The 23495-nt window shown below is 62.0% G+C and carries 22 protein-coding genes; 10 read left to right on the forward strand and 12 right to left on the reverse strand.

Annotation, left to right across the window (positions count from 1 at the left end; genetic code table 11):
- Positions 1–112: 112 nt before the first annotated feature.
- Both dnaK and grpE read right to left on the reverse strand, forming a co-directional pair.
- Positions 113–2053, reverse strand: coding sequence for a molecular chaperone DnaK (gene dnaK, locus F2P45_RS22640; RefSeq protein ID WP_166880167.1), 1941 nt, complete (start codon positions 2051–2053; stop codon positions 113–115).
- Between the two features lie 92 nt (positions 2054–2145).
- Positions 2146–2682: a nucleotide exchange factor GrpE gene (gene grpE, locus F2P45_RS22645; protein WP_166880168.1), complete on the reverse strand. Its 537-nt coding sequence runs from the start codon at positions 2680–2682 to the stop codon at positions 2146–2148.
- 179 nt (positions 2683–2861) lie between these two features.
- Here grpE and F2P45_RS22650 point away from each other — a divergent pair, with 179 nt between their 5' ends.
- The gene (locus F2P45_RS22650) at positions 2862–3026 is read left to right on the forward strand and encodes a hypothetical protein (RefSeq protein ID WP_166880118.1); all 165 of its coding nucleotides are present in this window, start codon (positions 2862–2864) and stop codon (positions 3024–3026) included.
- Positions 3027–3114: 88 nt separating this feature from the next.
- Here the strand turns inward: F2P45_RS22650 and hemH are convergent, their stop codons facing one another.
- The 3 genes from hemH to F2P45_RS22665 form a co-directional block, all read right to left on the reverse strand.
- Positions 3115–4221, reverse strand: a complete 1107-nt coding sequence (hemH, locus tag F2P45_RS22655) for a ferrochelatase (RefSeq protein ID WP_166880169.1) — start codon at positions 4219–4221, stop codon at positions 3115–3117.
- A gap of 135 nt (positions 4222–4356) precedes the next feature.
- A complete protein-coding gene (gene recN, locus F2P45_RS22660) occupies positions 4357–6021 on the reverse strand; it encodes a DNA repair protein RecN (RefSeq protein WP_166880171.1) in 1665 nt (554 codons plus the stop codon).
- Positions 6022–6073: 52 nt separating this feature from the next.
- A complete protein-coding gene (locus tag F2P45_RS22665; protein WP_166880173.1) occupies positions 6074–6976 on the reverse strand; it encodes an NAD kinase in 903 nt (300 codons plus the stop codon).
- A gap of 321 nt (positions 6977–7297) precedes the next feature.
- On the opposite strand from F2P45_RS22665, the gene F2P45_RS22670 reads away from it, so the two are divergent.
- The 5 genes from F2P45_RS22670 to F2P45_RS36805 all read left to right on the forward strand — a co-directional run bounded on the left by F2P45_RS22670 (position 7298) and on the right by F2P45_RS36805 (position 12344).
- On the forward strand, positions 7298–7618 hold the full coding sequence (locus F2P45_RS22670) for a hypothetical protein (protein WP_187367211.1): 321 nt from the start codon (positions 7298–7300) through the stop codon (positions 7616–7618).
- On the forward strand, positions 7615–8928 hold the full coding sequence (locus tag F2P45_RS22675) for a PQQ-dependent sugar dehydrogenase (protein ID WP_166880174.1): 1314 nt from the start codon (positions 7615–7617) through the stop codon (positions 8926–8928). The genes F2P45_RS22670 and F2P45_RS22675 overlap by 4 nt, the downstream gene beginning before the upstream one ends.
- A 108-nt stretch (positions 8929–9036) precedes the next feature.
- Positions 9037–9465 (forward strand): OsmC family protein, encoded by a 429-nt coding sequence (locus F2P45_RS22680; RefSeq protein WP_187364189.1) that lies wholly within the window; start codon positions 9037–9039, stop codon positions 9463–9465.
- Positions 9466–9647: 182 nt separating this feature from the next.
- Positions 9648–12212: a TonB-dependent receptor plug domain-containing protein gene (locus F2P45_RS22685; RefSeq protein ID WP_229505237.1), complete on the forward strand. Its 2565-nt coding sequence runs from the start codon at positions 9648–9650 to the stop codon at positions 12210–12212.
- Complete coding sequence (locus F2P45_RS36805; RefSeq protein ID WP_267877369.1) at positions 12213–12344, forward strand: hypothetical protein; 132 nt, start codon at positions 12213–12215, stop codon at positions 12342–12344.
- A 19-nt stretch (positions 12345–12363) separates the two neighbouring features.
- Here F2P45_RS36805 and F2P45_RS22690 read toward each other — a convergent pair whose 3' ends face one another.
- Positions 12364–13722 carry a TrkH family potassium uptake protein gene (locus tag F2P45_RS22690; RefSeq protein WP_188130206.1) on the reverse strand — a complete coding sequence of 453 codons (1359 nt, stop codon included), beginning with the start codon at positions 13720–13722 and terminating at the stop codon, positions 12364–12366.
- Entirely contained in the window at positions 13719–14369 is a 651-nt protein-coding gene (locus F2P45_RS22695) for a potassium channel family protein (protein WP_166880176.1), read from the reverse strand. The genes F2P45_RS22690 and F2P45_RS22695 overlap by 4 nt, the downstream gene beginning before the upstream one ends.
- 210 nt (positions 14370–14579) lie before the next feature.
- On the opposite strand from F2P45_RS22695, the gene F2P45_RS22700 reads away from it, so the two are divergent.
- Both F2P45_RS22700 and F2P45_RS22705 read left to right on the forward strand, forming a co-directional pair.
- Entirely contained in the window at positions 14580–14999 is a 420-nt protein-coding gene (locus tag F2P45_RS22700) for a VOC family protein (protein WP_166880178.1), read from the forward strand.
- A gap of 253 nt (positions 15000–15252) precedes the next feature.
- Positions 15253–16386 (forward strand): sensor histidine kinase, encoded by a 1134-nt coding sequence (locus F2P45_RS22705; RefSeq protein WP_187367212.1) that lies wholly within the window; start codon positions 15253–15255, stop codon positions 16384–16386.
- Positions 16387–16404: 18 nt separating this feature from the next.
- Here the strand turns inward: F2P45_RS22705 and F2P45_RS22710 are convergent, their stop codons facing one another.
- Positions 16405–17547, reverse strand: coding sequence for a sensor histidine kinase (locus F2P45_RS22710; protein WP_166880179.1), 1143 nt, complete (start codon positions 17545–17547; stop codon positions 16405–16407).
- Between the two features lie 181 nt (positions 17548–17728).
- On the opposite strand from F2P45_RS22710, the gene F2P45_RS22715 reads away from it, so the two are divergent.
- Entirely contained in the window at positions 17729–18187 is a 459-nt protein-coding gene (locus F2P45_RS22715) for a hypothetical protein (protein ID WP_166880181.1), read from the forward strand.
- Between the two features lie 165 nt (positions 18188–18352).
- On the opposite strand, the gene F2P45_RS22720 is transcribed toward F2P45_RS22715, so the two are convergent.
- The 4 genes from F2P45_RS22720 to F2P45_RS22735 form a co-directional block, all read right to left on the reverse strand.
- Positions 18353–19711, reverse strand: coding sequence for a TolC family outer membrane protein (locus tag F2P45_RS22720; protein WP_166880182.1), 1359 nt, complete (start codon positions 19709–19711; stop codon positions 18353–18355).
- A gap of 118 nt (positions 19712–19829) precedes the next feature.
- The gene (locus F2P45_RS22725) at positions 19830–20153 is read right to left on the reverse strand and encodes a rhodanese-like domain-containing protein (RefSeq protein ID WP_166880184.1); all 324 of its coding nucleotides are present in this window, start codon (positions 20151–20153) and stop codon (positions 19830–19832) included.
- Positions 20154–20165: 12 nt separating this feature from the next.
- Positions 20166–20819: a protein-L-isoaspartate O-methyltransferase family protein gene (locus F2P45_RS22730; protein ID WP_166880186.1), complete on the reverse strand. Its 654-nt coding sequence runs from the start codon at positions 20817–20819 to the stop codon at positions 20166–20168.
- 173 nt (positions 20820–20992) lie between these two features.
- Positions 20993–21634 carry a TetR/AcrR family transcriptional regulator gene (locus tag F2P45_RS22735; RefSeq protein ID WP_166880188.1) on the reverse strand — a complete coding sequence of 214 codons (642 nt, stop codon included), beginning with the start codon at positions 21632–21634 and terminating at the stop codon, positions 20993–20995.
- Positions 21635–21924: 290 nt separating this feature from the next.
- Here F2P45_RS22735 and F2P45_RS22740 point away from each other — a divergent pair, with 290 nt between their 5' ends.
- Positions 21925–23481: a type I restriction-modification system subunit M gene (locus F2P45_RS22740; RefSeq protein WP_166880189.1), complete on the forward strand. Its 1557-nt coding sequence runs from the start codon at positions 21925–21927 to the stop codon at positions 23479–23481.
- Positions 23482–23495: the final 14 nt, after the last annotated feature.

The following is a 23495-nucleotide window of genomic DNA, read 5'->3' on the forward strand; positions in this document are numbered from 1 at the left end:
CAAAAAACCGAGCCGCTGGAGGGCTCGGCTTGTCGTCGCCTTTGCGCTGTCCGGAGCGGCTCGATTCGATGCAGGCCGCTTGTGGGCGGTCCGCACCGTGCTCCGGCATCAATTACTTGGCGTCTTTGACTTCCTTGAAGTCGGCGTCGATGACGTCGTCCTGGGCAGGTTTGCCTTCGGCCGCGCCTGCCTGCTGGCCGGCGTCAGCGCCGCCGGCAGCTTGCTGCGCCTGCTGGTCGGCATACATCTTCTCGCCCAGCTTCTGCGACGCCGCCGACAGTTTTTCGATCTTGGCATCGATTTCGGCCTTGTCGCCGGACTTGATCGCGCCTTCGACATCGGCGATCGCCGCGTCGATGGCTTCTTTCTCGCCAGCGTCGAGCTTGTCGCCGTATTCGGTCAGCGACTTGCGGGTCGAGTGCACCAGGTTATCGGCCTGGTTGCGCGATTCGGCCAGTTCCTTGACCTTCTTGTCTTCTTCGGCGTTGACTTCGGCGTCTTTCACCATTTTCTGGATTTCGGCTTCGGTCAGGCCCGAGTTGGCCTTGATCGTGATCTTGTTCTCTTTGCCGGTGGCCTTGTCTTTCGCGCCGACGTGCAGGATGCCGTTGGCGTCGATGTCGAAGGTCACTTCGATCTGCGGCGTGCCGCGCGATGACGGCGGGATGCCTTCGAGGTTGAATTCGCCCAGGCCCTTGTTGCCGGCCGCGATTTCACGCTCGCCCTGGAACACCTTGATCGTCACCGCAGGCTGGTTGTCTTCGGCGGTCGAAAACACCTGGCTGAACTTGGTCGGGATGGTGGTGTTCTTGTGGATCATCTTGGTCATCACGCCGCCCATGGTTTCGATACCCAGCGACAGCGGGGTCACGTCCAGCAGCAGCAAGTCCTTGCGCTCGCCCGACAGCACGGCGCCCTGGATGGCGGCGCCGACAGCGACGGCTTCATCCGGATTGACGTCCTTGCGCGGCTCCTTGCCGAAGAATTCCTTGACCTTTTCCTGCACCTTCGGCATACGGGTCATGCCGCCGACCAGGATGATGTCGTCGATGTCGGAGACTTTAACGCCGGCATCCTTGATCGCCATTTTGCATGGCTCCATGGTCGCCGCGATCAGTTCCTCAACCAGCGACTCGAGCTTGGCGCGGGTCATTTTCAGGTTCAGGTGGACCGGCGCGCCGTTCGCCATGGCGATGTACGGCTCGTTGATTTCGGTTTGCTGCGACGACGACAGTTCGATCTTCGCGCGCTCGGCCGAGGCCTTGATGCGCTGCAGGGCGATCGGATCTTTTTTCAGGTCCAGGCCGTTGATCTTCTTGAATTCGTCGATGATGTAATCGATGATGCGCTGGTCGAAGTCTTCGCCGCCGAGGAAGGTGTCGCCGTTGGTGGACAGTACTTCGAACTGCTTTTCGCCATCGACGTCGGCGATTTCGATGATCGAGACGTCGAACGTGCCGCCGCCCAGGTCATACACGGCGATCTTGCGGTCGCCCTTGTCGGTCTTGTCGAGGCCGAACGCCAGCGCTGCCGCGGTTGGCTCGTTGATGATGCGCTTGACATCGAGGCCGGCGATACGGCCGGCGTCCTTGGTGGCCTGGCGCTGCGAATCGTTGAAGTACGCAGGCACGGTGATGACCGCTTCGGTCACTTCTTCGCCGAGATAGTCTTCAGCGGTTTTTTTCATTTTGCGCAGAACTTCAGCCGAGATTTGCTGAGCCGCCAGTTTTTTATCGCGCACGCCGATCCATGCATCGCCGTTGTCGGCTTTGATGATCGAATACGGCATCAGGCCGATATCTTTCTGCACTTCTTTTTCGTCGAACTTGCGGCCGATCAGGCGCTTGACCGCGAACAGCGTGTTCTTCGGGTTGGTCACGGCCTGGCGCTTGGCCGGTGCGCCGACGAGGATTTCGCCATCTTCTTGGTAAGCAATAATGGAAGGCGTCGTACGCGCGCCTTCTGCGTTCTCGATTACCTTTGGCTGACCGTTTTCCATGATGGCCACGCAAGAGTTCGTCGTGCCAAGGTCAATACCGATAATTCTGCCCATGATTTTTTTCCTTTTAATTACTTAGTTTCAGATGACTTGAATATGTGGAAAAACTGCGTGCTTTCAAGACCTTGCAAGAGAGCACACTGTATTTATTTTGCTTGCGCTGCGGTAACGATGGCCGGACGCAACAAGCGGTCGGCGATCATATAGCCTTTTTGCAGCACGTTGACCACGGTGTTGGCTTCCTGCTCGGCCGGGACCACGGCGACGGCCTGGTGCTTCATCGGATCGAGCTTGTCGCCCTGGGCCGGCAGCACTTCGACCAGCTTGTTCTTCTCGAACGCCGAGGTGAGCTGCTTGAGGGTCATTTCGACGCCTTCTTTCAGCGATTCGAGGGTCGGCGACTCGACCTTGAGCGCCATTTCGAGGCTGTCGCGCACCGGCACCATGGCCTCGGCGAAGCTTTCGATGGCGAATTTGTGCGCCTTGTTGACATCTTCCTGGGCGCGGCGGCGGATGTTCTCGCCTTCGGCCTTGGCGCGCATGAAGGCATCGTGCATCTCGGCCAGCTTGGCTTCGGTGGCGCTGAGCTGCTCTTCGAGGCTCGGCTCGCCATTGGCCGGCGCGGACGCCTGGACGGATTCGTCGGACGGTTGCGACACTTCTGGATTTTCTTGCTCTTGCATCGGAAAAGCTCCTGGAATCAATGACTTAACTAATTGTTTGACGTGTCTTGCTAGCCACATAGGGACCCAGATGGGGCTATAACCTACATTTTCAAGGGGAATCCTGTAGCGTTGCTTTTTAGTGCAATGTTACAAATATTACCAATGAGGGGATTCTTTTCGGGACGGCCCGGACTACCATGAAGTCATCCAGCTCGCATGCGCGTGCATCGCCCGCGCGCAGCTGTTTCAGGGAGTTCGACATGAAGTTGCCGTTGATTGCCGTCAGCGTTGTTGCCTACACCGTGCTCGCATTGGCATGGATCTGCTACGCCGGTCTGAGTGTGCACGGAACGCTATTTTAACAGGCGCCAAATAGCGCCTGTCAATCCCGCACGGCGGTAGGCACGGCGGTAGGCACGGCGGTAGGCACGGCAGTTGGCCGGCGGGCGGTCAGCTTGCGCCCAGTTTGAGCGCGTGGCGGCGGCCCGTTTCCTTGTCCTGCTTGTCGGCTTCGCGCTCGGCCGCCGTCGCTTTCGTATCCCAGCCCAGCAGGTGCTGCTCGGTGATGTCGGCCAGGCCGGCGATCCAGCTGGGCGCCTCGTTCAGGCACGGGATGTAGTGGAATTCGCGGCCGCCGGCGGTCTCGAAGTCGTGTTTCGCTTCCATGGCGATCTCTTCCAGCGTTTCGAGGCAGTCGCTGGTGAAACCGGGGCAGATCAGGTCGACGCGCTTGAGGCCGTCTTTCGCCATCTGCACCAGGGTCGGCGCCGTGTACGGCTGCAGCCACTCGGCCTTGCCGAAGCGCGACTGGAAGGTGACCAGGTATTGCTCGGATGACAGACCCAGTTTGGTCGCCAGCAGGCGCGCCGTCTTGTAGCACTCGCAGTGGTAGGGGTCGCCCAGCATCAGGGTGCGTTTCGGCACGCCGTGGAAACTCATCACCAGCTTGTCGCCGCGCCCGTTCACTTTCCAGTGCGCCAGCACGGTATCGCGCAGGGCGTCGATGTAGCCATCCTGGTCGTGGTAATGCTTGATCATGCGCAGTTCCGGCACATTGCGCACGCCCGCGTAGTGGGCGAACACGGCGTCGCTGATCGACCCGGTGGTGGTGCCCGAGTACTGCGGATAGGCCGGCAGGATGGCGATGCGCTCGCAGTTCTCGGCCTTGAGCTGGTCCAGCACTTCCGGCAGCGACGGCGAGCCGTAGCGCATCGCCATCACCACCTTCACCGAATCATGGCCGCGCTCGCCCAGCAGGCCGCGCAGCAGGATCGCCTGTTTCTGGGTGTGGACTTTGAGGGGCGAACCTTCCTTGGTCCAGATCGACGCGTACTTGGCGGCCGATTTGCTGGAGCGGAACGGCAGTATGATCAGGTGCAAGATCATCCACCAGATGGCACGCGGAATTTCCACCACCCTCGGATCGGACAGGAATTCCTTCAGATAACGCCGCACGGCTGGGGTGGTCGGGGCGTCCGGGGTGCCCAGGTTGACCAGCACCACCGCGTTGCGGGTCGGGGTGCCGTGGGCGAAAGGCGGTTCTTTGCGGAAGGACATGGATTCGGCGATCGTGAGCGGGAGAGCCGATATTATAGGGTTCCGGGTTAAAAACGAGCACTATTTACGCGGGTTGAACCGGTTTTAGGAGGGTATGACCCGCTAGGGCCGCCGAGGCCGGGAATGACGGCGGTATTACAACGCCAGCAACTCGCGCGCATGCTTGCGCGTGGTCGCCGTAATCTCCACCCCACCGAGCATGCGCGCCACTTCTTCCACCCGCGCCTTGTTGTCCAGCACGTCGATATGCGAGACGGTCTTGCCCTCCCCCGTGGTGCCCTTGGCCACCTGGAAATGCTGATTGGCCTGGCTGGCCACCTGCGGCAAGTGGGTCACGCACAGCACCTGGCGCTCCTGTCCCAGACGCTTGAGCAAACGCCCCACCACTTCGGCCACGGCGCCGCCGATCCCGCTGTCGACCTCGTCGAAAATCAAGGTCGGCGTGGTCGTGGCATTCGAGGTGATCACCGAAATGGCCAGCGCAATGCGCGCCAGCTCGCCGCCCGAGGCCACCTTGGCCAGCGGCCGCGGCGCCACGCCGGCGTGACCGGCCACCAAAAACTCCACCTGCTCGACCCCGTTGCTGGTCGGCTCGCACGGATTCAACCCCACCACGAAACTGCCGCCGGTCATGTTCAGCTCCTGCATCGCCGCCGTCACCTGCGTACCGAGCAGACTGGCCGCCCTGGCGCGCGTGGCCGACAGGCGCGTCGCCGCCGCCATATAGCTTTCCCTGATTCTCTCTTCCTGCTGGCGCAGGCCGTCCAGGTCGGTCGCGTCGGCCAGTTGCTTGAGGCGCTCCGACAGGCTGGCAAATTCTTCCGGCAATTCATCGGGCGTGACGCGGAACTTGCGCGCCGTCGTATGAATCGCTTCCATGCGCGCGTCCACCGTGCGCAGGCGCTCGGGATCGAGGTCGACCTTGTCGAGATAGTTATTCAGTGCGTACACCGCTTCCTGCAACTGGATGCGGGCCGGTTCCATGCAGTCGAGCACGGTCTGCATTTGCACGTCGACCGCCACCAGCTTGCCCAGCTTCTGGTTGAGCGACGACAGTTGCGACAGGATCGGATGGTCCGACTCGGAAATCGCGGCCAGCGCTTCCTGCGCCCCTTCGAGCAGGCTGGCGGCGTGCGACAGGCGGCTGTGCTCGTTGGTGATCTCGCTCCACTCGCCCGGTTTCACAGCCAGCTTTTGCAGCTCGGCCACTTGCCATTCGAGCCGTTCGCGCTCGATCAGCACGTTCCTGGCGTTGGTTTCGAATTCCTCGCGCTGGCGCGCCAGGGCGCGCCAGGCCTTGTGGGTGGCGGCCACGGTGTGGGCGTCGGCGCCGGCCCCGGCATCCTTGAAGGCGGCCTGGTTATCGAGCAGCGCGCGCTGGGCCTCGCTCTTGAGCAGCGACTGGTGCGCGTGCTGGCCGTGGATATCGACCAGCATGTCGCCCAGGTCGCGCAACTGGGCGGCGGTGGCGGCGATGCCGTTGATAAACGCCTTGGAGCGGCCGGCGTTGTCGATCACGCGGCGCAGCAGCGCCCCGCCCTCGTCGACGGCGAATTCGTTCTGCTCCAGCCACGCCCTGGCGGCGGTGCCGACCGAAAAATCGGCCGTGATATCGGCCTTGGCCGCGCCCTCGCGCACCACGCTGGCGTCGCCGCGCCCGCCCAGCGCCAATTGCAGCGCATCGATCAGGATCGACTTGCCGGCCCCGGTTTCGCCGGTGAAGACGGAAAAACCGCTGGAAAATTCAAGTTCGATGGTATCGACAATGACGAAATCACGGATGGTAAGGGTACGCAGCATGAAGGTGTGTCAGTCCAGTATTCGAATGGGGAATGGCGTGCGGGACAGCGCCTTAGCGCAGCTTGCCCTCGCCCGACGGATATTCGTTCCAGTGCAATTTTTCGCGCAGGGTGTCGTAATAGCTCCAGCCTTCCGGATGCAGGAAGGTAATGTGGTTCGGCGAGCGCGAGATGACGATCCGGTCGCCATGCGCGAGGCTGGCGAAGGTCTGCATGTCGAAGTTGACGCTGGTATCGCGTCCGCCGACGATCTCGACCACGATTTCGCTGCTGTCGGGCACCACGATCGGCCGGTTCGACAGCGCGTGCGGCGCAATCGGCACCAGCACGATGCCGCCCAGGCTCGGGTGCAGCAGCGGCCCGCCGGCCGACAAGGCGTACGCGCTCGATCCGGTCGGGGTGGAGATGATCAGGCCGTCGGAGCGCTGGTTGTACATGAAATTGCCATCGACCGTCACTTTCAGCTCGACCATGCCGGCGCCGGCGCCGCGCGCCACCACCACATCGTTGACCGCCAGCCCGCAGGCGATCATGGCGCCGCCGCGCATCACGCGCCCCTCCAGCAGGGTGCGTTTTTCGGCGCGCGCCTTGCCGCCGAGGATATCGCCCACGACCGGGATCATGCGCTCGATGGGAATATCGGTCATGAAGCCCAGCCGTCCTTGATTAATCCCGATCAGCGGCACATCGAAGGGCGCGAGCTGGCGCGCGATGCCGAGCATGGTGCCGTCGCCGCCCATGACGATGACGGCGCAGGCGGCCGCGCCGATGCCGCCCACGCTCATCGCCTCGATCCCGGGCAGGCCGAGATGGGCCGCGGTTTCGCTTTCCAGTACCACGCGGTAGCCGGCGCCCTGCAGGAAGGCCAGCAGGCGGCTGACCGGCTCGCCGATGCCGACCGTGTTCGGCCGCACGACGAGCGCGATGGTTTTTTGCGATTGAGGCGTAGCGGGCATAGACTTCTCGGCGGTTGAGGGGCGACACGCAGGAGATTACCCCATAATGCCTGCTTCCGCTATACGGCGGCCGTCGGCGGCACTACTGTATGCATTCACAGTGGCGCAGTATAAGTGCGACTGGGCGCGCGGGCAAGCGCATTCCGACGTCTCCCCCGCGCAAGCGGGGGCCTATGGCACCTATGAGCACAGGTGCCATGGGCTCCCGCCTGCGCCGGAGAGACGGGGAAGCTTGCGGTTCCAACAATGTCAATTGAACGGCCGCTTCCCCTGCGAAGCGATACCATTTGCACAATGAGTTCACCCACAGGGAGCCGCACCATGGTAGCCGAAACACACGACCGCAAAATCAACACCGACGCCAAGATCCACGATGACGGCGTCAAGCGCCTGCCGCACGAGCGCGACGAATCGCCCGACGGCCACGACAAGGAACCGCGCGGCGTCATGAAGCAGGCCGCCGACGACCTGGCGCAGGGCCTGGTCGATACCGACATGCACGGCATGCGCGGCATCGAGGAAGCGGTCCCCACCAGCGGCTCCGGCCAGGCCCGGCCCAAGGCCGATGCCGGCAGCGGCATGCGCCATCACGAGCCGTCCGACCAGACCAAGGGCAAGGACGAGGGTAAGGAACCGGCATGAGGCGTGCGCGCCTGATCCTGGCCGTGAGCCTGGCCGCTGCCGCGGCGGGCGCCGCAGCAGGCGCCCAGGCCCAGGCCATGCCGGCCGGCTTCGGCCCGAATCCGGCCCTGCCGGCGCCCTCGCGCTCGATGCTGCCGACCATGAACATCGCCCCGGCCGACCCCTTGCCCAAGGGCGCCAAACCAGCCGTGGCGCAGGGACTGGCGGTGGCGGCCTACGCCAGCGGCCTCGAACATCCGCGCTGGCTGTACGTGCTGCCCAACGGCGACGTGCTGGTGGCCGAAACCAATCAACCACCCAAGCCCGACGAAGGCTTCAGCCTGCGCGGCATGGTGATGAAGCACGAGATGAAAAAAGCCGGTGCGGCGGTGCCGTCCGCCAACCGCATCACCCTGCTGCGCGGCGCCGGCCCCAACGGCGAGGCGGCCAGCCGCTCGGTGTTCCTCGACGGCCTGTTCTCGCCGTTCGGCATGGCGCTGGTGGGCAACGAGCTGTACGTGGCCAACGCCGACGCGCTGCTGCGCTTTCCGTACCAGGAAGGGCAAACAAAAATCGGCGTCAAGGGCGTGAAGGTGATGGACTTGCCGGCAGGGATCAATCATCACTGGACCAAGAATGTCGTGGCCAGTCCCGACGGCACGCGCCTGTATATCGCGGTCGGTTCGAACAGCAATGTCGGCGAAAACGGGCTCGACAAGGAAGAAGGCCGCGCCGCGATCTGGGAATTCAACCCGGCCGACGGCAAGTCGCGCGTGTTCGCGAGCGGCCTGCGCAATCCGGTCGGCATGGGTTTCCAGCCGCAAAGCGGGGCGCTGTGGACCAGCGTCAACGAACGCGACGAACTCGGCAACGACCTCGTGCCGGACTACATGACCTCGGTGAAAGATGGCGCCTTCTACGGCTGGCCATACAGTTACTTTGGCCAGCATGTGGATGCGCGGGTCGAACCGGCGCGTCCCGACATGGTGGCCAGGGCGCTCACGCCCGACTACGCGCTGGGCGCGCACACGGCCTCGCTCGGGCTGGCCTTCTACAACGCCGACCTGATGCCGGCATTCAAGAACGGTGCGCTGATCGGCCAGCACGGCTCGTGGAACCGCAAGCCGTTTTCGGGCTACAAGCTGATTTACGTGCCGTTCACCGACGGCAAGCCGAACGGCCCGCCACAGGATGTGCTGACCGGCTTCTTGAGTGCCGACGGCCGCGCTTTCGGGCGCCCGGTGGGCGTGGCGGTGGACCAGGGCGGCGGCATCCTGGTCGCCGACGATGTCGGCAACACTGTCTGGCGCATCACCCCGACCGGCAAATAGCTGCGGCGCAGCATTTCAGCACTCCATGGTGCGCTGGCGAACAGATGGTCCGGGGTTCGCGGCGCATGATGGTTTTATTGAATCACAGAAGTTCCAAGGAGAAACACCATGATCAAACGTTCAGGAAGCGCTGTCTGGAGTGGCGGCATCAAAGATGGCAAAGGCAACATCTCGACCCAGAGCGGCGCGCTCGACAATACTCAGTACGGCTTCAATACCCGTTTCGAGAATGGTCCCGGCACCAATCCGGAAGAGCTGATCGGCGCCGCGCATGCGGGCTGCTTCACGATGGCCTTGTCGGGCCAGCTGGGCGAAGCAGGCATGACGGCGCAGAAGCTGGCGACCACCGCGACCGTCACACTCGACAAGACCGACGACGGCTTCACCATTTCGGCCGTGCACCTGAATCTGGTGGCAACCATTGCGGGCGCCAACCAGGAAGCGTTCGAGGCGGCTGTGCTGCGCGCGAAAAACAATTGCCCGGTATCGAAGCTGCTGAATGCGACGATTACACTGGACGCGCGTCTGGAAGAGTAAGTTGTTCCCCGTCATTCCCGCGCCAGGGCGAATCCCGGCGGGAATGGCGGTGCTGCATCGGGCAGCCCGCTTCACCTCATGCACCATCGTTGTGCATTTCGTATATACAAACGCAAAAACAATCGTTCGCAGCGTGATTTCCCCTTGGTATCATTGATTTTTGACTACCATAAAGCACCTCAATGAAAATCACGAATTTGACATTGACATCCTTGGCGGCAGCGGCGATCACCTTGCTCTGCGGTCCGGTACAGCAGGCGCAGGCGCAAACCGCCGGCGCCGGCGCACAAGGCACGCCACCGTCGGTGGTCGTCACCGGCTCGCGCATTCCGCGCGCCAGCCTCGAAGGCCCGTCGGCCGTGGTCGTCATCACCGGCGAAGAAATCACCAAGCAGGGTTACAAGAACCTGTTCGACGCCCTCAACAACCAGGCGCAGAACAGCGGCTTTACCACCGGCGCCGATTTCGGCAACACCCACACGCCGTCCGCCAACACCATCAGCCTGCGCGGGCTCGGTCCGAACCACACCTTGATCCTGCTCAACGGCCGCCGCCTGGCCGACTTCCCGACCGCGTATGAAGGCGCGGTCAACTTCACCAACCTGGCGAATATTCCGTCGAGCATTGTGGAACGGGTGGAAATCCTGAGCGGCGGCGCGTCCGCCGTGTACGGCTCGGACGCGATTGCCGGCGTGGTCAACATCATCCTCAAGAAGCAGGCCGACGGCATCGACGTCAACCTCAAAGCCGGCACCACCTCGCGCGGCGGCGGCGGCGACCGGCGCCTGCAAGTGACCGGCGGGCGCAGCTTCGACCAGCTCAACACCGTGTTCAGCCTGGAAGTGCTCGACCGCGATCCGCTGTGGAGCAACCAGCGCGACTTCATGGCCGTGCGCCAGGGCACGCCGACCAATACCCTGTCGCGCAAGAACGTCAACACCGGCAATTTTTACGATCTGGGCGATGCCTGCAGCGCGCTCGGCGACCTGTTCGGCGGCAGCCAGTTCAAGCACAGCGTCAAGAAAGGGACTTACTGCGCCAGCAACAAGGTCAGCCCGACCTTCTGGACCACCCAGACCAAGAACCTCAGCACCAATCTGTTCGGCGGCGCCAACTATGCGCTCTCGCCGACGACCGAACTGTTCGCCGAATTCCTGCTCGGCCAGAACAAGACCGCCAACAACACGCGCGGCCCGACCTGGACCGCGTCCTCGCTCGACAACAGCTACATCTTCAGCAAGAACAGCGGCGTGTACGAAGCCTGGACCAAGTACATCTCGCCCGAGGAAATGGGCGGCGTGAAGCGCTACAACCGCACCTGGGACGACCAGGCCAGCTCGGTCAGCCTGGGCGCCAAGGGCGACATTCCCGGTACCAATTGGCGCTACGAAGCCGGCTACAGCGCCTCGTTCTACAAGAGCGAAAACCATGTGCAGCGCCCGCTGGCGAACATCGACAGTTTCTTCCTGGGACCGAAACTCGGGATCGACGCCGAGGGCATCGCCATCTATGCGCCCGACCAGGCGCGCCTGACCCGCCGCCTCACGCCCGAGGAATTCAACAGCATCACCGGCCAGACCGACAGCAACGACAGCTCACGCAGCCAGACCCTGAGCCTGGCCGCCAACGGCGAGCTGTTCGAATTGCCGGCCGGCCCGGTCAAGCTGGCCACCATTGCCGAGGCGGGCCACCAGCGCTTCGCCAACAAGCCCGACCCGCGCATCAACCAGGGCCTGTTCAACCTGCCCAAGAGCGATCTCACCGAAGGCTCGCGCCGTCGCTACGCGCTGGGCGTGGAAGCGAGCGTGCCGCTGCTCAAGGACCTCAATTCGACCCTGGCCGGCCGCTACGACCGCTACAACTACGCCGGCCGCAACGAAGGCAAGCTGACCTACAACGCCGGAGCGGAATGGCGTGCGGCCAAGCCGCTGCTGGTGCGCGGCAACTATGCCACCAGCTTCCGCGCCCCCGACATGAACTACATCTTCAAGGCGCGCGGCACCGGCTATTACGCGCAGACCACCGATCACTACCGCTGCGCCCTGGCCGGGAAAAGCATCGACAACTGCGAGTTCGCCGACGTGTCGCCGGGCAGCGATTACGTCCAGAACGGCAGCAAGGACTTGCGCTCCGAAAAGGGTAAATCGTACGGCCTGGGCGCAGTCTGGTCGCCCAGCGCGGACGTCGACCTGACGGTCGACTACTGGAATATCAAGATCGACGACCTGGTCACCAACCTGAGCGCCGACAACTTGCTGCGCAAGGAAGCCGAATGCCGCATCGCGGGCGACCTGAGCTCGCCGACCTGCTTCGACGCCATCAGCCGCATCACGCGCAATCCGAAAACGGCGCTCAACAAGCCCAATGAAATCCGCGAAATCCGGGTCAATCCCATCAACGCCGCCTACCAGGATGCCGACGGAATCGACCTGAGCGCACGCTACGCCTTGCGCACGCAAAGCTGGGGCAAATTCACTCTCAAGGGCAATTACTCCAAGTCCTTGAGCAAGAATTCGCGCCAGTTCGGCGGCGACGTGCTGGTCGATGAGCTGGCGGAATATACCAACCAGGACTGGCGCGACAAGCTCAACGCCAGCTTGAACTGGAACGTGGGCAACTGGTCGACCACCGTGTTCGCGCAGCGCTACGGCAAGGGGCCGAATGCCGGACAGACCGCGTTCCTGTCGCCGACCACCCTGGTGAACCTGTCGAGCGTGGTCAAGGTGACGCCGCGCGCGACGGTCTAGGTGGCGATCAACAACGTCAACAACCGCATCAAGCGCGACACCACCGGCGGCTGGCCGAACTACCCGACCGGCAACTACAGCCCGGTGGGACGCCAGATCTGGCTGGAGCTCAACTACCACTTCGGTTCCTGACAGCGGGCCGCGCGCCGGGCTAGCCGATGGTCAGCTTCCCGACCGGATACTGGATGCGCGCGCGGTCGCGGTTGGCCAAGGTGAACGCCAGGGTCAGCGGGCCGACCCTGCCGATCAGCATCAACACCATGATGACCGCCTGGCCCGGCAAGGTCAGCGAGGCCGTGAGGCCGCGCGAGAGCCCGACGGTGCCGAAGGCGGACACGGCTTCGAAGGCGATATCGATGAAGGGCGCCTTTTCCGTAATCGTCAGCAAAAAGGTGCCGGTGACGACGCAAAACAGCGAAATCATCCCGATCGACATGGCTTTGAGGATCAGCCCCGGGTCGACGCTGCGCCCGAACAGCACCGGGCGTTCCTCCGAGCGCAAGAAGGCGCGCGTGGCCACCAGCATGACGATGAAGGTGCTCAGCTTGATCCCGCTGGCGGTCGAGCCGCTGCCGCCGCCGATGAACATGAGGCCCATGATAAAAAAGGCGGTGGCCGGCAGCATGGCCGCCATGTCGACCGAGTTAAAGCCGGCGGTGCGCGGCGCCACGCCCTGGAACCAGGCCGCCCACAGGCGCGCGCCGGGTTCCGGCAGCGCGCCCAAGGTGGCGGGGTTGCCGTATTCGAGCGCCAGCACGACCAGCATGGCCACCAGATTCAGGCACAGCGTGCCGACCAGCATGGCCTTGGTGTGCAGGGCGTAATCGCGAAAACGGCGCTTGCCGGTCACGTCGGCAATGACGCCAAAACCAATCCCGCCGCTGATGAACAACAGCGATATCACGCTGTTGACCAGCGGGCTGCCGGCATACGCGACCAGGCTGTCGGCACGCAGGCTGAAACCGGCATTGTTGAATGCCGAGACGGCATGGAAAAAGCTGTAATAGATTCCCTTGCTCCAGCCCAGTTCGGGCACCCACTGGAACGACAGCAGCACGGTGCCGGCCGCCTCCATGACGATGGTAAAGCCGAACATGGCGCGCAGCACGCTGTGCAGGTTGCCATGGCCCGGTTCGTTGAGCGCCTCGCTCAGGGTGGCGCGGTGCTGCATCGACAGGCGGTCCTGCGCCAGGTAGATGATAAAGACGCCGAAGGTCATCAGGCCGAGGCCGCCGAATTGCATCAGGAACAGCAGCACCCATTGACCGAACAGCGTGAAATGGGTGCCGGTATCGACCACGGCCAGGCCGGTGACGGTGGCCGCCGACACGGCGGTAAACAAGGCCTGGCTCCAGCTGGTGCCCGTGTGGCTGGCCCACGGCGACTTGAGCAGCAGCGCACCGGCCAGCGACAAGCCGATGAACGACAGCAGCAGCGCCTGCGGCGGGCGCAGGCTGAACAGTCTTTTTTCGAGCTGCTGGACGATCCTGTGGGTGGGCGCCTGCCTCATAAGTACCTGGAAATCTTGCGCAGGTTGGTGAGCAGTCCCAATAGCACGATCTGGTCGCCCAGCTCGAAGCGGTAGGCGGGCGGGGCCGGGTTGAGGGTCAGGGCCCGGTGCTTGACGAGCATGCACTCGATCCGGTTCTCGGCCAGGTGCAGCGCCTCGATCGTCTTGCCGCTGAGGCGCTCGGATGCGCGCACTTCGACCAGGAAGGTATCGTCGCCCAGGCTGATGTAATCGAGCACTTCGGGATAAATCAGGGTGCGCGCCACGCGCAAGCCCATTTCGTGTTCCGGATGGACGATATGGTCGGCGCCCAGCTTTTCGAGGATGCGGTGGTGATTGTGGTTCAGCGCCTTGGCCCAGACCTTGGGCTTGGGCATGGACTTGACCAGCAAGGTGGTGAGGATATTCGCCTCGATATCTTCGCCGATGGCGACGACGACGATATCCGATTCATGCACGCTCAGTTCGCGCAGCACGCGTTCGTCGCGCGCGTCGGCGGTCACGGCGCGCGCCAGCTGGTCGGCAATGGCATTGGTGCGCTCGGCGTTGGCGTCGATGCCGAGCACGTCGTGCCCGAGACGGCTCAGTTCGAGGGCGATGGTGGAGCCGAAAGCGCCCAGCCCGATGACGGTTGCATTAGTTTTCATGATATATGGCACAAGGTGGATGCGACAACAGACGCCGGGCGTGACGGACGCCGCTCTGCCGAGGCGGAAAAGTCCGACAATCTATCATGCTTTCCCGTGAATCCTGGCCCATTCGATCCGCATGGCCCGGTTACAGTAAAATCGGGCACCGCCGGCGCCGGCGCCTTGCATCCCGCGCCAGCACCAACCACCTGCTTGAAGGAATACCTGATGAAATACTTACATACCATGGTCCGGGTCACCGATCTCGACGCCTCGCTGGCGTTCTACCGCGATGCCCTGGGGCTCGAGGTGGTGCGCACCAGCGAATACGAGAAGGGCCGCTTCACCCTGGTCTACCTGAGCGCGCCCGGCGACCCGGACGCACAGCTGGAACTGACCTACAACTGGGATGCGGAAACGTATACCGGCGGACGCAATTTCGGCCACCTGGCCTATGAAGTCGAGGATATCTACGCGGCCTGCGCGCGCCTGATGGCCCATGGCGTACTGGTCAACCGGCCCCCGCGCGACGGCCACATGGCGTTCGTGCGCTCGCCGGACAATATTTCGATCGAGTTGCTTCAAGCGGGCGCGCCGCTGGCGCCGGCCGAACCGTGGGCATCGATGGGCAATATCGGGAACTGGTAGTGGCGCAGGTCCGGATGCGATGCGCTACAGCCCGGACTGTCCACAGGCAAGCGGCCGGGCCGCGCCTGCGGGAAAACGGCTTGAACGAGTAAAGCGCCCCTCCTGGCATTAATTTTGGTTACATGAAATTAGTTACCGATAGCATATGGAACCGGGGTAACTTCCGTTGTACGATAAGAGTTCGTCAAGATTGCTTCGCATATCGGCGTTTGACCTGGGCCAGGCACCGGCCAGGTACGAAATGGAGCACTTTATGTTGCACGAATTTTTGTCGAATCACCGCGACGAGCTGGCAGCGCGTTGCCGCACCAAGGTCGGAAACCGTCCCGGCCGCTCGGCGACGGAAGCGCAACTGCAAAACGGCATTCCCATGTTTCTCGATCAATTGATCCGGACCCTGCGCGTTGAACAGTCGCCCGAACCGCACCTGAGCGAACTCATTTCCGGGCCGGCGGGCGGCGGCGTGGCGCTGTCCGAAGTGAGCGTGTCGGCGGCCCAGCACGGCAAGGAATTGATGGAACTGGGCCTGACGGTCGACCAGGTCGTGCACGACTACGGCGACCTGTGCCAGTCGATTACCGACCTGGCCTTCGAGCACGACGCGCCGTTCGCGGTCGATGAATTCCGTACCCTGAACCGCTGTCTGGACAACGCCATTTCCGACGCCGTATCGGAATTCAGTTATCAACGCGACGGCCTCAACGACGTGATGAATGCCGCACACAGCAATCGGCAAATGGGATTTTTCGCCCACGAACTGCGCAATTTGCTCGGCACTGCGTCGCTGGCGTTCGCCGCGGCGAAAGCGGGCAATCTCAACCTGGCCGGCGCCACCGGATCGATTCTCGAGCGCAGCCTGACCAGCCTCGACAAGATGATCGCCAATTCGATCCAGGATGTGCGCGTCACGGCGATGCGCGAGGCAAGCCTGGACGCCTTTTCCCTGGCCTCATTCATCCAGGAGATTTACGACGCCGCCGCGCTCTCGGCCGTCATGTATGGCTGTACCTTCCGCATTCTTCCGGTCGAGCCCGAGCTGGCGGTGCGCGGCACGCGCGACCTGCTCATCGCGGCGGTGGCCAACCTGTTGCAGAACGCTTTCAAATTCACCAAGCCCGGCACCGAAGTGTTGCTGACCGCGTATGCGCAGGGCGACCGCATCCTGATCGATGTCAAGGATCACTGCGGCGGCCTGGCGGCCGGGGTCGAAGAAACCATGTTCCTGCCGTTTTCCCAGTCGGGCGCCAACCGCACCGGGATCGGTCTCGGCCTGACCATCGCCAAACAGACGGTGGCGTCGAATGGCGGCACCCTGACCGTCCATAGCCTGAAAGGGGTCGGCTGCGTGTTTACCATCAGCCTGCCGCGCAACAGCATGCCCACGTAAGGGGCCGCTGCGCGCGGCTTACCGCGCCGCCTTGCCGGCCGCGGCAATCCGCACCTTGATGGTGGTGCCTTCGAGTTCGGTCGAGCTGACCCAGATCTTGCCGCCATGGGCCAGAACGATCTCGTGGGTGATGTAGAGACCGAGGCCGAGATTGCCGCTCTGGCTGGCGCTGCGTTCGCTGGTGCTCTTCATGGCGAAGCTCTTGGCGGGATCGAACATGACGCGCAGCCTGCGCGGCGAAATGACCTCGCCTTCGTTCTGCACCACCAGCAGCACAGCGCCGCCCTGGCGGCTGACCGTGACCCAGACCGGACTGGCCGCCGCTCCGTGCTGGACCGCGTTGGCGATCAGGTTCGACAGAGCCTGGCTCATGCGCGCGCGGTCCCAGCAGACGTCGATGTCGTCCTCGACATCGACCCTGAACTCGCGTTCCGGGTGAAACAGCTTCATCTCCTGCACGACCGAGCGCGATTCGGCCGACAAGTCGTACGGCGCCGGCGTGACCGGAATGCCGCCGCCCAGGTGGCTGGTGGAATAGTCGAGCAGGTCGGAGACGATATCGCTCACCCGCTGCGTACTTCGCAACATTTGCGCCGCCACCTTGAGGTGGCGCGGCGCCAGCGTGCTGTCTTGCAGGATCAGCTGGGTGCCCATGCTGATCGCCCCCAGCGGATTGCGCACATCGTGGCCGAGAATGGCGAGGAAGACGTTCTGGGAATCGCGCACCATGGCCGAAAAGTGCGCCAGCGCTTCGGTCAGCGATTGATCGATGGCCTCGTTAAAGCGCAGCATGTCTTGCAGGTCCGACGCATCGGCATGCTTGACCCGGCTTTGCCACAGTCTGAGCACGCTGGCGCGCAAGGCGCGGTATTCGGCCATCAGTTCCTCGACCGTAAAACCGGCCTGCAAGCGGTCGCCCGCGTGCGCCTCGGCGGCGCTTCCGTCGGCGGCGTCAGGGGCATTTCCTTTCGACTTGTCGATCCCTTGCTGGACGCTCTGGTAGGTATCGAGGTCGAGGCAGATCGCCTCCAGGATGGCCCTGGCATGGTCGCGCAACTGCGCCTTGGTGGCGGAATCGAGCGCATGCAGGGTGCCGGCGAAATCTTCCCACTCCTGCAAGATGACTTCGGTATGTTCGCTGATGAATTTGGAAAGGCGCATGAGGTCCTGAAGAAGCGCAAAAGAGCATTCCCATCAGTCTACGCCGTTATCGCGGCCCCCGCCGGGCGCACGGCAGACGGGGCGCCAGCGACGGCGGCGCGTGTGGCTTATTCACACTGTTGCTTACAGTGGGAAACAGGAACGGGTAAGATGGCTGGATACAGGGTGAAGAGGAGAAGCAATGACGGCCGAGTTAGTGTTCGAAAGCAGGTTGAGCTACCACGTGCTGCGCCAGGAGGGCATTATCGAGCTCGACCCGGTGATCGCACTGCAACTGGAACTGACCGGCGCGCCCAAGATCTATGCCTCGGACTCCTTCATGATCAACCACGCCGCCTGGAGCATGACGATCCGGCGCCACAACCCGGAAAACCTGCCCCCGACCGAGCCGCCCGGCTGGGTCAATTACAAGGTGGCGGCCGGCAAGTCGCTATGCGTGGTCGACATCCACCAGTCGCCCGAGCGCTTTACCACGCTGCTCGACATGTTCAAGGGCGGGCACGCATCCGAAATCACGGTCATCGTCGATGGCCTGGCCGACACGGCCGATTACAGCAAAAAATGGGATACGGCGTTGCGTTCGAGCATGCCGGTCCGGTCGATCTGCTTCGAGTTTCCGCTGCCGCAGAGCGAGGCGTGATGAAGCGGCCCGCCCCGGGCGCATTGATGCCGCGCACCAGTTGCGCGTGGCTGGCGCTGCCGCGCAATGCCGGCGATTCGTCGCTCATCATCGAGCTCCCGTAAAAAGGGCAGGCGCAGGCGGGCGTACATGCCCTGCCCCGCCCCACCCTGTGTGCGCGCGCGCTTACTTGACCAGCAAGTCGTTGACCGGCACCAGGTCCGCTTCGCGCAGCGAACCGGCCGCCGATTTCAGGCGCAGGCCGTTGAGGATGGTGTCGTAGCGCGCACGCGACAGGTCGCGCCGGGTCGAGTACAGCTGGCGCTGGGCGTTGAGCACGTCGATATTGATGCGCACGCCGACCTGGTAGCCGAGCTTGTTCGATTCAAGCGCCGAGTTGCCCGACACTTCGGCCGCCTGCAAGGCCCTGACCTGGGCCAGGCCGCTGTTCACGCCCAGGAAGGCCTGGCGCGCCACGTTGGCCGCGTTGCGGCGCGTCGCTTCGAGGTCGTTGCGGGCCTTGTCTTCGAGCGCGATGGTTTCGCGCACGCGGCTGGTGACGGCAAAGCCGTTGAAGATCGGCACGTTGTAGGAAATGCCGATGCCCTTGTTCTCGGTACGGCCCGACTGCTGGGTCTGGCCGGTCATGTTCTGGCGGCTGATGTTGGCGGTCAGGTCGAGAGTCGGATAATGGCCGGCACGGCTTTTCTGGATTTCGCGCTTGGACAGTTCGTAGCCCAGCTGGGCGCCGACGACGCCGTAGTTCTGGGTCTCGGCCGAGGCCACCCACGGATCGATCACGGCCGGCTCGGGAGCGGCCAGCAGCACGCCCGGCTTGAGCGTGGCCAGGCCGGTCGGGGCGCTGCCGATGATCGCCTGGAGCGCGCTGCGCTTGTTTTCCAGGTCGTTGATGGCGGCAAACTCCTGCGCCACCACCAGGTCGTACGCGGCCTGGGCTTCGTGGGTATCGGTGATGGTCTGGGTGCCGACCTCGAAATTGCGCTTGGCCGAGGCGAGCTGCTCGGTGGTCGCGGTTTTCTGGGCGCGGCTCAGTTCCAGCGTATCCTGCGCGGCCAGCACGTCGAAGTAGGCTTGCGAGACGCGCGTGATCAGGTCTTGCTGGGCCTGGGCGAACTGGGCTTCGGCCTGGGACTGTTGCAGCTTGCTTTGTTCGTAGGTCTGCCAGTTAGCCCAGCGAAACAGCGGCTGGGTCAGCGACAGCGTATGGGTGGTGGTGCGCTCGTTGGCGCCGCCGGTGGTAACCAGCGCGCGGGTGCCGTTGGCCAGGGTAACGGTCTGGCCGATATTCCACGGCGTCGATTCGCCGTCGTTCTTGACGATGCTGCCGTTCAGGCCCACGGTGGGCAGCAGCCCCGAACGGCCTTGCGGAACCCGTTCCATGCCGGCCGCCAGGGCCGCGCGCGCGCTGGCGAACGCGGCGTCATTGGCCAGCGCCTGCTGGTAGACCTGGATCAGGTCAGCCGCCTGTGCATTCAAGGAAAAAAATGCGCTGGCGATCAGCACGGCCATGAGGGGTTTCTGCATTGCATTCTCCATTGGAGTCATCAAAAAAGTTAAAAAAACTTGCAGCCCGGTGGTGGCCGACACCGCCGCCGCGCGTGATCGCTAGCGGCGATCACTCGTTGTAATCAATACCGCGTCATCAATAGCGCGGCATCGTGCTGTCGACCTGCAAGGCCCAGGCGTGGATGCCGCCGCTCAGGTTGGTCACCCTGGCAAAACCGTTGCGCTCCAAAAAGGCCGCGACCTGCATGCTGCGCGCGCCGTGGTGGCAGATGCAGACGATCTCGGCGTCTTCGTCGAGTTCCTCGATGCGCGCCGGAATCGTGTTCATCGCGATCTGGGTCGATCCCTCGATCTTGCAGGTTTCAAACTCCCAGTTCTCGCGCACGTCCAGCAACAGCGGGCGCGCACGCGCGGGGTCGGCCAGCCAGGCGGCCAATTCGGGGGCGGTCATTTGCTGCATGCCGGCTCCGCCTTAAAACGTGAAATGCGAGGACTTGACCGACGTCGACAGCATCTTGACGTTGGTCTCGAATACCTTGACCGTGTCGTACGCGGTCTCGGACACGCGCGTGATCACCTGGGCCGTCATGACCGGAGCCTGGCCGAGGATGGCGGCGATGCGCCCGCCGACCTTGACCTGCTTCAAAAACACTTCCGGCAGGGTTTCCAGCGCGCCCGAGATGACGATGACGTCGAACGGCGCACCCTTGTCCCAGCCTTCGGCGCCATTGCCCAGTTCAACCGTGACGTTGCCCACGCCGGCGTTGGCCAGGTTCTTCGTGGCCAGTTCCTTCAGTTCCGGGTTGATCTCGACCGTGGTGACGTGGCGCGCCTTGTGCGCCAGCAGGGCCGCCATGTAGCCGGAACCGGCGCCGATTTCGAGCACATTTTCGTGCTTCTTGACCGCTACCTCCTGCAAGATGCGCGCTTCGATCTTCGGCGTGAACATCGCCTCACCGCCCGGCAGGGGGATCTCGGTATCGACAAAGGCCAGCGTCTTGTAGGTGGCGGGCACGAAATCCTCGCGCTTGACCACCACCAGCAGATCGAGCACGTCCTGGTCCAGCACGTTCCAGGGGCGGATTTGCTGTTCAATCATGTTAAAACGGGCTTGTTCGATATTCATCTTGTGCTCGGTGAGGAAAAATAATAATCCGATATTTTATCGTTGAACGGCCTCGGAACACACATCTTAACGATCCGGGGCCACCAATCGCCATAAATTGCGACAGTCTGCAGTTTAGAGGGAATGAACGCCCGAAATCGGCGCCCTGGCGCTGGCCGCCCTGCGGGACGCCCTCATGGCGCGCGCGGCAGCAAGCCGTCGAGGGTCATGGTGAGGAAAGAATCGATGAAGGCGACCGGATCGAGTTCGGACATCTCGCAAGGGCCGACCGAGTGCTTCCACAGCATCAGCATGAGCATGGGAGCGATCAGGATCTGGGTGGTGAGGAACACGTCGAGCGGGCGGAATTCGCCCTTTTCGACGGCGCGCTCGAGCAGGCCGCTGATCATGCCGCTGCCGCGCAGGATGACTTCTTCGCGGTAGAAGATGGCGATATCGGGGAAGTTGTTCGATTCGGCCATGACCAGCTTGATCATGCCGGACGACTTGGTGGCGCCGGCGTTTTCCCACCAGGCCATCATAACGGCGCGCAACAGATCGGCGCTGCTGCCTTCGAAGCTGGCGATCATGTCTTCGGCCGCGCCCAGGGCGGGCACGATGGTGTCGCGCACGACGGCCTTGAACAGCTCTTCCTTGTTGGTGAAATACAGGTACAGGGTGCCCTTGGACACGCCGGCGCGCTTGGCCACGTCTTCCAGCCGCGTGGACGCAAAGCCGCGCTCGACGAACAGGTCGAGGGCGGCGGCGAGCAATTCCTGGGGACGCGCGTCCTTACGGCGTTCCCAGCGCGGCTTCATCTCAAGGGGACATTGCATGGGGTCTATTCCGTAACTTACTTGCGAGTCATTAATATAGACCGATGGTTTCAACCCGTCAAGTTTGGCCGCATTGTCGGGCGACAGATGAGTTTGCGCTAGCGACAGATGAGCTTGCGCTGAACGACACATAAGTTTGCGCTGGCGAAGCGGATTGGACGGTCGCCATGAAAAATTGATGCCAGCAGTTCGTGGGCGCCACATCACTAAAGTGTCTATTTGACTGTTCAAGAGGGCCTTAAATGTATAAAGTTGCCCCATCTGTAATATATGGAAAGTGGATTGACAAAATGGTAAGTATTCAGCAACGCGCAGCACTTCAGCGCCAAATTTGGCAAATTGCCAATGTTGTACGAGGCGCAGTAGATGGATGGGACTTCAAGCAGTACGTACTTGGCACATTGTTCTATCGTTTTATCAGCGAAAACTTCGCCAACTACATTGAAGGTGATGATCCCAGCATCAATTATGCCGAACTTGACGATAGCGTTATTACGGATGAAATCAAGGATGATGCTGTTAAGACCAAGGGCTACTTCATCTATCCCAGCCAACTTTTCGCGACGGTTGTAGCAAATGCAAATTCTAACGAAAGTTTGAATACGGACTTAACTGCCATTTTCGCAGCTGTTGAAGCCTCTGCTAGCGGCTACCCCTCCGAACATGACATAAAGGGTCTGTTTGCTGACTTCGACACCACAAGTAATCGGCTGGGTACTACGGTTAAAAACAAGAACGCTCGCCTCACAGCCGTGCTCAAGGGCGTGGCCGAACTGAATCTGGGCGTTTTTGACGACAGCCACATTGACTTGTTTGGCGATGCTTACGAGTTCTTGATCTCCAAGTACGCTGCGAATGCCGGAAAATCAGGGGGCGAATTTTTTACCCCCCAGCATGTTTCTAAGTTGATCGCACAGCTTGCTATGCACCAGCAGACCAGCGTCAACAAAATCTACGACCCCGCGTGCGGCTCAGGCTCGCTACTCCTGCAAGCCAAGAAGCACTTCGACGCGCACATCATTGAAGAAGGCTTCTTTGGACAAGAAATCAACCACACTACATACAACCTGGCGCGGATGAACATGTTCTTGCATAACATCAACTATGACAAGTTCAACATGCGGCTCGGCAATACTCTCGAAGAGCCACATTTCGGTGATGACCGTCCCTTTGATGCGATCGTTTCTAATCCACCGTACTCGGTAAAATGGATTGGTAGCGACGACCCTACTCTGATAAACGACGAACGCTTTGCACCAGCTGGTGTGTTAGCACCCAAGTCGAAGGCCGACTTTGCGTTTGTTTTACACGCGCTGAGCTATCTCTCTGCCAAAGGCCGCGCCGCCATTGTATGCTTCCCTGGCATCTTTTATCGAGGGGGCGCGGAGCAGAAGATCCGCAAATACCTTGTGGATAACAATTACATCGAGAGCGTAATATCGCTGGCGCCAAACCTGTTTTACGGCACTACAATCGCTGTGAATATTCTGGTGTTATCCAAACACAAAACCGACACTACTACTCAGTTCATCGACGCGAGCGGCTTGTTCAAAAAAGAATCCAATAACAACATCCTGTTAGACCGGCACATTGAAAACATTATGGCGGTGTTTGACAGTAAATTAAACGTGGACCACTTTGCCCAGTCCGTCTCATTAGAGCATTTAGCAACTAACGACTACAACCTCTCAGTCAGCAGTTATGTAGCGGCTAAGGACAATCGCGAAGACGTGGAGATTGCACAGCTAAATACTGAACTGAAAATCACTGTCGCCAAGATTGACCAGCTTCGAAACAATATTGATGTCATTGTCGCGGAGATTGAAGGAGAGGAGCTAGAGCCGTGAGAATAGTGAAATTT

The sequence above is a fragment of the Massilia mucilaginosa genome (assembly GCF_011682145.1).
Lineage (GTDB): Bacteria > Pseudomonadota > Gammaproteobacteria > Burkholderiales > Burkholderiaceae_D > Telluria_A > Telluria_A mucilaginosa.

Coding starts and splice junctions, on each gene's coding strand:
- dnaK (WP_166880167.1), bottom strand. CDS start 2,053: ATGGGCAGAATTATCGGTATTGACCTTGGCACGACGAACTCTTGCGTG.
- grpE (WP_166880168.1), bottom strand. CDS start 2,682: ATGCAAGAGCAAGAAAATCCAGAAGTGTCGCAACCGTCCGACGAATCC.
- F2P45_RS22650 (WP_166880118.1), top strand. CDS start 2,862: ATGAAGTCATCCAGCTCGCATGCGCGTGCATCGCCCGCGCGCAGCTGT.
- hemH (WP_166880169.1), bottom strand. CDS start 4,221: ATGTCCTTCCGCAAAGAACCGCCTTTCGCCCACGGCACCCCGACCCGC.
- recN (WP_166880171.1), bottom strand. CDS start 6,021: ATGCTGCGTACCCTTACCATCCGTGATTTCGTCATTGTCGATACCATC.
- F2P45_RS22665 (WP_166880173.1), bottom strand. CDS start 6,976: ATGCCCGCTACGCCTCAATCGCAAAAAACCATCGCGCTCGTCGTGCGG.
- F2P45_RS22670 (WP_187367211.1), top strand. CDS start 7,298: ATGGTAGCCGAAACACACGACCGCAAAATCAACACCGACGCCAAGATC.
- F2P45_RS22675 (WP_166880174.1), top strand. CDS start 7,615: ATGAGGCGTGCGCGCCTGATCCTGGCCGTGAGCCTGGCCGCTGCCGCG.
- F2P45_RS22680 (WP_187364189.1), top strand. CDS start 9,037: ATGATCAAACGTTCAGGAAGCGCTGTCTGGAGTGGCGGCATCAAAGAT.
- F2P45_RS22685 (WP_229505237.1), top strand. CDS start 9,648: ATGAAAATCACGAATTTGACATTGACATCCTTGGCGGCAGCGGCGATC.
- F2P45_RS22690 (WP_188130206.1), bottom strand. CDS start 13,722: ATGAGGCAGGCGCCCACCCACAGGATCGTCCAGCAGCTCGAAAAAAGA.
- F2P45_RS22695 (WP_166880176.1), bottom strand. CDS start 14,369: ATGAAAACTAATGCAACCGTCATCGGGCTGGGCGCTTTCGGCTCCACC.
- F2P45_RS22700 (WP_166880178.1), top strand. CDS start 14,580: ATGAAATACTTACATACCATGGTCCGGGTCACCGATCTCGACGCCTCG.
- F2P45_RS22705 (WP_187367212.1), top strand. CDS start 15,253: ATGTTGCACGAATTTTTGTCGAATCACCGCGACGAGCTGGCAGCGCGT.
- F2P45_RS22710 (WP_166880179.1), bottom strand. CDS start 17,547: ATGCGCCTTTCCAAATTCATCAGCGAACATACCGAAGTCATCTTGCAG.
- F2P45_RS22715 (WP_166880181.1), top strand. CDS start 17,729: ATGACGGCCGAGTTAGTGTTCGAAAGCAGGTTGAGCTACCACGTGCTG.
- F2P45_RS22720 (WP_166880182.1), bottom strand. CDS start 19,711: ATGCAGAAACCCCTCATGGCCGTGCTGATCGCCAGCGCATTTTTTTCC.
- F2P45_RS22725 (WP_166880184.1), bottom strand. CDS start 20,153: ATGCAGCAAATGACCGCCCCCGAATTGGCCGCCTGGCTGGCCGACCCC.
- F2P45_RS22730 (WP_166880186.1), bottom strand. CDS start 20,819: ATGAATATCGAACAAGCCCGTTTTAACATGATTGAACAGCAAATCCGC.
- F2P45_RS22735 (WP_166880188.1), bottom strand. CDS start 21,634: ATGCAATGTCCCCTTGAGATGAAGCCGCGCTGGGAACGCCGTAAGGAC.
- F2P45_RS22740 (WP_166880189.1), top strand. CDS start 21,925: ATGGTAAGTATTCAGCAACGCGCAGCACTTCAGCGCCAAATTTGGCAA.